Below are 8,488 nucleotides of genomic sequence, written 5' to 3'. Positions count from 1 at the left end.
AAAAATAAGATAAGTTTTGTATTAAAAGGTTATTTAAGAATATGAATATTGAAGTTATTTTTAGTGAGAATGTTCGGTAGAAAAGAACTTTATTTTCTATCAAATGTTCTAACTATATTATACGAGGGGGGTATTAAAGTTGGGGGATTACGAATCCCCCAACAACTCAATTTCAACTTCATCCTCAACCTCAACCTCAACCTCAACTTCAACCTCAATCTCAATCTTAACCTCAACCTCAACCTTAACCTAAATCTCAACCTAAATCTCAATCTCAACCTTGATCTCAATCTTAACCTTGAGATCAATCTTAATCTTAACCTAAATCTTAACCTCAACTTCATCCTCATCCTCAGCCTCAGCCTTACTTAACTCTCATAACCCTCATGGAATTCAATACTGCCAAAAGGGCAACTCCTACATCTGCAAATACTGCTTCCCACATTGATGCAAGACCTAAAGCTCCCAAACCTAAAACTACCAACTTTATACCAAGGGCAAATATAATGTTTTGCATAACTATTTTCCTAGTTCTTTTAGCTATGTTTATTGCTTCATATAACTTAGTTGGTTCATCGGTCATAAGAACCACATCTGCTGCTTCTATTGCTGCATCCGAGCCAAGACCTCCCATTGCTACACCGATATCGGCTCTAGCAAGTACTGGAGCATCGTTTATTCCATCTCCAACAAATACTAGTTTTCCCTTTTTAGATTTTTGTTTATCTAACTCTTCTAGTTTTTCTACTTTACCATCGGGTAAAAGCTCTCCATAGACTCTATCAAGTTTTAATTTCTTACCGATTTCTTCTGCAACTTTTTTATTATCCCCCGTTAACATAACTAATTGTTTTATACCTCTATTTTTTAATTTCTCTATAGCACTTACTGTATCATCTTTGATTTCATCCGATATTAGTATGCTGCCTGCAAATTTATTATCTATTGCAACATATACCACTGTAGCCACTGTATCATCAGTTTTAAAGTCAATATTTTCATTTTTCATTAGCTTACTATTTCCAACTAATACTTTTTTACCTTCTACCAAAACCTTTATTCCATGACCGGATATTTCTTCGTATTCCTTTATTATATTTTCGTCTATTTCACCAGTATATTCTTTTTTAATTGATACCCCTATGGGATGGCTTGAATGGGCTTCAGCTATTGCTGCATATTTTAATACTTCTTCCTTTGTATAGTCATTTGCTATATTTATTTTTGATACTTTAAATACTCCCTTAGTTAATGTTCCTGTTTTGTCAAATACTATTGTTTCAACATCATTTAGCGCTTCAAGATAATTTCCACCTTTAACTAATATACCTGATTTTGATGCCCCACCTATTCCTCCAAAGAATCCCAGAGGAATAGAAACAACCAATGCACATGGACAAGATACAACTAAAAATACCAAAGCCCTATATATCCAATCAGAAAAACCTTCATTTAATATAATGGGTGGAATTATTGCTATTAATGTAGCCGCTATAACTACTATAGGTGTATAATATCTAGCAAACTTTGTGATAAAATTTTCTGTAGGGGCCTTCTTACTACTGGCATTTTCAACTAAATCTAATATTTTAGTGATAGTTGATTCCCCAAAATTCTTAGTAACCTTAACCTTTAGTAATCCATTTGTATTTATAAAACCACTTAATACTTCTTCATCTTTTTTTACACTTCTTGGTACCGATTCTCCCGTTAATGCTGAAGTATCCACCATTGATTTTCCATCAATAATTACTCCATCAACGGGTACCTTTTCTCCCGGTTTAACTATGATAGTATCTCCTATATTAACTTCCTCAGGAGAAACCTTCTTAACACCATCAGCGGTTTCTATATTTGCATAGTCTGGCCTTATGTTAAGTAGTGATTTTATTGATTTTCTAGATCTATTAACCGCTATATCTTGGAATGTTTCTCCAACTTGATAGAACAACATAACGGCTACCCCTTCAGGATACTCGCCAATGGCAAAGGCACCTATCGTTGCTATACCCATAAGAAAATTTTCATCAAATACTTGACCCCTTGCTATATTTTTTATAGCTCTAAGTACAATATCTCCGCCTACTAATAAATAACTTACTAAAAACATTGGTAACTCTACTTTTATATTAAAATCACCTATTATTGCTATAAAAAATATTAAAGCACCAATACCTACTCTAAAAAGTTTCTTTTTATTTAAATTATTATCATCTACTTCTTTAGATGTTTTATCCTCTGTTATTACTTCAACATGGGGTTCTGTCTTTTTCACAAAATCCCTTATCTTATTATTTATAGAACTTATATCAGCTTTACTTTCCATTTCAACTGTCATCTTAGATGTTGCCATATTCACAGTTGAATTAATTACTCCATCCATATTATTAACAAACCTGTTAATTTTATCGGCACAACTTCCTCATGTTAGTCCCTTCATAGTATATGTTTTAGTAATGTTACTATTTTTATCTTTCACCATTACATGGGGTTCTAGCTTTTTAACTATCTCCCTTATATTTCCTACAGTCTTTTCTACATTAGCAGTTATTTCTACCTTTAGTGTTTTTGTCATAAAGTTTAAATTAGCATTTTTAATATCTTCCAGTTTATTTACTCTGTTTTCAATTTTAGATGCACAATTAGCACAGTCTAAACCTTCTAATATTAATTCTTTTTTTGTTATTCCCACGATAAGTCACCTCCAACTTCATATGAATGATTGCTCATATGTTCTTATATTTGTATTATAATATTTGTGGGGTTGTTTTGTCAAGAAAAAGATACCGGGGAATGAATTCCCCTCTACATCATCTAAATTTATTGCCTACAAATACGCCCAAGTAGCCTCGAATTCATTGGAAGGTTACCTTTATAAAAGATATAAAAAGCCTGCAGATTTCAATTAATTGAATCTACAGGCTTAATTAAAATTATATTTCAATATTATACAGGGAATTCCCCCAGCACCGTATATAATTCTTTAGTTCCCTCTTCCACTATATTCCACTTTTTGTTTATACCTATGCTATGGGCCATTTTTTCAAAATAATACATCATAATCCCACTATCTACTATATTTGCTTCTGTAAATGGATTTTCAACGGCTAATTCAACTTTACCCTCTTTTAAAATAAACCTCCATGGTTGACTATTCTTTTGAGATGGGGCATATCTAACATAATAAAATAAATCTTCTAATCCTCTTTTTTCTAGCTCATCCACCTTAATATTATTTCCCCACTCACCTAAATAAACTATTTCTTCTATAGAATGTCTACTACTTGTTGCTATTTCTTGATATGGTTTCCTATTCTTAGGATATCCTATAGCCACTATGTAGCTTATGTTTTCAGTTTTAAATAATTCTTTTTTAAGATCAGTATCTATATCCTCCACAGTGATCCAACATGTTCCAAGTCCCATTTCTGATATCTTTGATACCAAATCCTCCATAATATATCCTGACTTAACCAAACTAGTTACAGTATAATCCTTTAATGTAATACCTATATAGTGGGGACTGTCTATCATAACCCCAGAATATCCAGCTTTTCCATCTAGCTCTTTATATATTTCCTTTCCATCTTCAAATAGTATAAACTCTAATGAACCTTTACTATCATTTATAGATTCACCATAATCAATCAGTTCAGTTAGAACTGAAGTTTTTACCTTTTTATTCTTATATTCTCTAACGGAACGTCTTTCCTTTAAAAAATCAGTTAACATCATTATTTTATTACCCCCAAAGTAAATATAATATATAGAGTTTTTACCCTTATAATGTTATTTTAATCTAGTATTATGTTTTTTGCAATATTGTCATGCAGAACAAAGGCGACTTTGTCGCTTCTTTGTTCCGTGCAGGGTGCAAGGAGCAAAGAGCAGGGATTTGGTGAATCAATAATATATTTGGTTCAATTATATTAAATCCCTTAGATTTTTATTTACAACACTCAAGCATACAGAAATTTTAAGACAACATTATCTTATTCCTTATAAAAACCTTTTTTCAATATATCCATATATTCATCTATTTCTACTATTATATCTTCAAAATCAGCTAAAAGCTTCTCACTATTTCTTTTGTAAAGCTCGACATATTTGTTTCCAATACCATCAAATGTCACAAGTAATAAATCTATAGCTTTATTGGTATCGATGTCATCCCTGAACATTTCTCTATCTATTCCATCTATTAAAACATTCATATATTTTTGAGATAACTTAGCATATCTTTCTTGTATCTCACTCTTTATTTTATCGGATCCTTTAAAAAAAATATTAAATGTCATATAGTACATTAATGGTTCTTCAGAGAATAATTTAAGCTTTATTAAACTCCAAGCTTTAATCCTCTCAAATATATCCTTAGTTTCTATATTTTCTATACACTTATCTACTTTGTCACTATAGTAATTCATAGCATAATCGACTATATAAAGATATAAACTTTTCTTATTACCAAAGTAATGAAACAATATTCCCTTAGATATATCCGCCCTCTTTATTATTCTATTTGTAGAGGACTTTTCATATCCATACTTTGCAAATTCTTCTATACAAGCATTAATTATCTTTTCTTTCTTTTCCTCTGGTAGTTTTTCAAACTTATCAAACATTACTTTCTCCTTCCAAACTTATACTGATATATCCTTTTTATTATAGAATACATAGGTCATACCTACACATATTACATTTATTAAAACCATAATCATTATATATTTTAAGTCTATTCTCTCATTTAATATAATATCTGATGCTTCTACATATTTAAATGGAGTTAAGTATTTTATCCCCTCTAGCTTGTCAGATATATTGGCTATTATACTAAAGAAAAATGTTATTAATACAATTCCTAATGATACAGGTAATATTTTCTTACCTTTTGTAATAAATACTGAAATTAAAAATCCTATGGCTCCAAAAGTTAAATGTAAAAGTAATGGTGCAACACTTATTAACCAAAATAATTTCATACTAAAATCCTCAGTTTTTGTCATCTGAAATGATATGAAAAGTGTAATGGTCATAACAACATTAAATATAATTATATTAGTTAAATAAACTAATAGCTTGCTCGTAACCACTTCTCTCCTAGTTATTGGTTTTGACAATAAAAACTCAACTGTCTTATCACTCTCTTCCTTAGACAATATACCTGCAGATAGCATTATAGCATATATACTTCCCATAAGAGTTACAAATAAATAACCTTCCATTGAATAATAACCAAATATATCTGATAATGATAACTTATCAAGACCAAATATTGTTGAAAAAGCCTGGGGCATACTTTCTATCATCTGTTCCATGTTTTGTGAATCCCTAGCCACCGATGGGTATACTGACATCATTAAAACTATTAAACCTATCATTATTATTGACCATATTATTAGACTTTTTCTATTTCTTTTTAATTCTCGAAGATAAATGTTCATCTACTTTTCCTCCTTTTCATAATAATGCATAAATACTTCTTCAAGGGATGGCTCTTCTATAAATAGATTTTGAAGTTTATCAATCTCTGATAATCTATATAATAGCTCTTTTATATCCCCATTGTATAAGAATTTAGTAGTTCTATTATTCCTTTCTTTATTTATAATCCCTTTTAAATCTAAATTAATATCTTCTTTTTTATCTAACTCTATTTTTATTGTCTTAAATGTATTTTTGGTTAATCCTTCTATATCTTCAACCTTTAATATCTTTCCTTCTTTTATAATGGCAACCCTATCACACATTTTTTGAACTTCACTTAATATATGGGATGAAAAAAATATAGTAGTTCCATTTTTATTTTCTTCCCTTAACAGCTCAAAAAATCTATTTTGCATTAATGGGTCTAATCCCCCAGTTGGCTCATCTAATATCAATAATTTTGGACTATGAAGTAGTGCTTGAACTATTGCTACTTTTTTCTTATTACCAAAGGATAACTCATCTATTTCTTTATTTAAGTCTAGTTCTAAAGTATTAGATAAATCTTTTATTCTGTCATTATAATTTCCTTCATAAAATTTAGCTGAGTAATCTAATAGTTCCTTTACCTTCATATCATCATAGTAATTCACTTCAGAAGGGAGATATCCTATATTCTTTCTTATTTCCTTTGGAGCTTTGGTACAGTCTAAACCAAATATTTCCGCTTTCCCCTTCGTAGGATAAATAAAGTTTAATAGTGTCCTTATTGTTGTGGATTTTCCTGCTCCATTTGGTCCTATAAATCCAAATATTTCACCTTCCTTTACATCCAAATCAACATCAATGATACCTCTAGCCTTGCCATAGTACTTAGTAAGTTTCTCGGTTTTTATAACTGACATTTTTACCCCTCCCTTATTGACCACTTGGTCATTGTAGTTACATTTTACCATGTGTTGACCACATAGTCAAGAAAAACTCGAAGAGTTTTTAAATTTTAAATTGTAAATTACAAATTAAAAAGCACTGGGAACTCTAAAGTTCCCGGTGCTTTCATTTCATATTTTTCTATATTTTTTTATTTTATTGATGTTTTTAATTTTTCTATTTCATCTTGTAAATCTTTATCTATTTTATTTTTTATTTCTTCCTTTATTTCATTTACTATTTGTCCTTTATTTTTTTCCACTTCACCTTTTACTTTTTCAACTTCTGCCTTTAGTTTTTCTTCTGCCCTTTTAACTTCTTCTTTCTCATATTTATCTAATTCTTTTTCTATATCTTTTTCTACATTTTCCACATAATCTTTAATATCTTCTCTACTTTCATTTCCCGCTTCAACTAATTGGGAATCCTTTTCTAAGTACTTATCCTTTAAAGATAATAATCTATTTTTTATGGTATCATATAGACCTGTTTCTGCAGCGAATGCCATGGAACTAAAGGCAATTAACACCACCATTACCACTGCAATTGTTCTCTTTTTCATAAGTTGTCCCTCCTTTAATTTTAGTCTGCATAGTCTATTATAAAGGGTTTTATACTAAAATTTAAGGAACAATTAGTGGTGTGATATGAAAAAAGAACCATGTGCCGAAGCTGTGGCTTCGGAATTGTTAATTTTAAATTGTTAATTGTTAATTTTGGTGGGGCAAGAGTTTTTGCCTTGGACCGCCTTCGGAATTTTAAATTGTAAATTTTAAATTATAAATTGGGGTGTTTTATAGTTTTTGATTGTCAGTTATTTTTTGTTTTTTATAGATTTTGTTTTTAGCCCATTTCCCACCACTTTCAGGGCGGGTGGACCGGGCATGTCCGGTCCCTACGTTTTTAGTTGAGAGATTACGGATCCTACAACGATGATGTAGCGTGGAATTCATTCCACGGTTTCCTTAACTCTCCCCTCTCCACTCTCAACTGTCCACTATATTTTTATATTTCTTCTTTAATTAATAAAAGTTCCGGAGAATCAATTCTCCTCTACATTTCAGAAGAATATTTTATGATTGCCCCTAGACAGAGCATGCCCTGTTCTTACATAATTCAATTTTACGACCATCGGGAGTAAAATCCCCTTATCTATTCTTTATTCTTCATTCTTTATTCTTTGCTTTTATATTTCTTCTTTATTCTTTACACTTTCTTCTTTAATATCAGTAGTGTCCTATAACCCCTGCATCCATAGCTTTCTTTTCACATAATTTGTATATTCCATATCCTAAAAGTAAGTGTGCCACTCCTACAGAAACTAAAATAATTATTGATGATATAGAAAAGCTGGTTATTGACCATCCTCCACTCATTACATATTGTAACATGTTTGACCCCCAAGCTATTGGTATAAACTTTATAATAGGTGATGTATCTACAGATACTGCTACTAAAGCAATAAGAAAAAATTGTACTATCTGTAGATAGCTATTTATTCTCTTATATATTAAAGCTAATCCTCCTAAAGCAAAGCCTATCCCTAAAGCACCTAACATTGTAAAAAAAGCAATGATTAATATAGATACCAAATCTAAATTAAGATGAATTCCTGTTGTATTAGTTATTAAATAAACCATTATACCGGTTAGTAATAAGTTGATTAATGTATTTGATAAAATTTTCATACCCATAACCCAGCCAAATCCATGTACAGACATGTATAGTTGTTCCAAGGTCCCTGTACTTGCCTCCGATTGTATGGAATATACCACGTCTGAATAACAGAAATATAGAAATGTCCATATTATATATCCAACAACAAAGCCTTCTATTTTATCTCCAAATCCTAAAGAATTTCCTCCTACCCATTTAAACCCTGAAAACATCATAAGGAATATAACATACATAGTAGTTAAGTGACCAACAGAATTAAAAAAATATCTTCTAAATATTATCCATTCCCTTTTAAAAAATGCTTTACATAGTAGAAGCTTTTTCATTTTTATCCCTCCTCGTATAATATAGTTAGAACATTTGATAGAAAATAAAGTTCTTTTCTACCGAACATTCTCACTAAAAATAACTTCAATATTCATATTCTTAAATAACCTTTTAATACAAAACTTAT

At 30.4% G+C, this 8,488-nt stretch carries 7 protein-coding genes and 1 pseudogene; all 8 read right to left on the bottom strand.

All coding sequences use genetic code 11. The features are described 5' to 3' along the window. Window positions 1–364 precede the first annotated feature (364 nt). Window positions 365–2,419, bottom strand: a pseudogene (locus V6137_RS19650) (heavy metal translocating P-type ATPase); the annotation flags it as partial. Window positions 2,420–2,422: 3 nt separating this feature from the next. Continuing rightward, window positions 2,423–2,692, bottom strand: a complete 270-nt coding sequence (locus tag V6137_RS19645; protein ID WP_425449665.1) for a cation transporter — start codon at window positions 2,690–2,692, stop codon at window positions 2,423–2,425. Window positions 2,693–2,946: 254 nt separating this feature from the next. Then, window positions 2,947–3,735 (bottom strand): nitroreductase family protein, encoded by a 789-nt coding sequence (locus V6137_RS19640; RefSeq protein WP_425449664.1) that lies wholly within the window; start codon window positions 3,733–3,735, stop codon window positions 2,947–2,949. Window positions 3,736–3,992: 257 nt separating this feature from the next. Continuing rightward, window positions 3,993–4,625 (bottom strand): TetR/AcrR family transcriptional regulator, encoded by a 633-nt coding sequence (locus V6137_RS19635; RefSeq protein ID WP_425449663.1) that lies wholly within the window; start codon window positions 4,623–4,625, stop codon window positions 3,993–3,995. Window positions 4,626–4,643: 18 nt separating this feature from the next. Continuing rightward, window positions 4,644–5,444, bottom strand: coding sequence for an ABC transporter permease subunit (locus V6137_RS19630; protein WP_425449662.1), 801 nt, complete (start codon window positions 5,442–5,444; stop codon window positions 4,644–4,646). Further along, a complete protein-coding gene (locus V6137_RS19625; RefSeq protein WP_425449661.1) occupies window positions 5,445–6,332 on the bottom strand; it encodes an ABC transporter ATP-binding protein in 888 nt (295 codons plus the stop codon). 176 nt (window positions 6,333–6,508) lie between these two features. Next, entirely contained in the window at window positions 6,509–6,919 is a 411-nt protein-coding gene (locus V6137_RS19620; RefSeq protein ID WP_425449660.1) for a hypothetical protein, read from the bottom strand. A gap of 664 nt (window positions 6,920–7,583) precedes the next feature. Next, window positions 7,584–8,360, bottom strand: a complete 777-nt coding sequence (locus tag V6137_RS19615) for a hypothetical protein (protein ID WP_425449659.1) — start codon at window positions 8,358–8,360, stop codon at window positions 7,584–7,586. Between the last annotated feature and the right edge of the window lie 128 nt (window positions 8,361–8,488).

Origin of the sequence: Dethiothermospora halolimnae, from assembly GCF_037577855.1 — a bacterium.
GTDB classification, from domain to species: Bacteria; Bacillota; Clostridia; order Tissierellales; family VENL01; genus Dethiothermospora; species Dethiothermospora halolimnae.
Note: the sequence above shows the minus strand (reverse complement) of the source record. Positions and strands in the feature narration are given on the sequence as shown.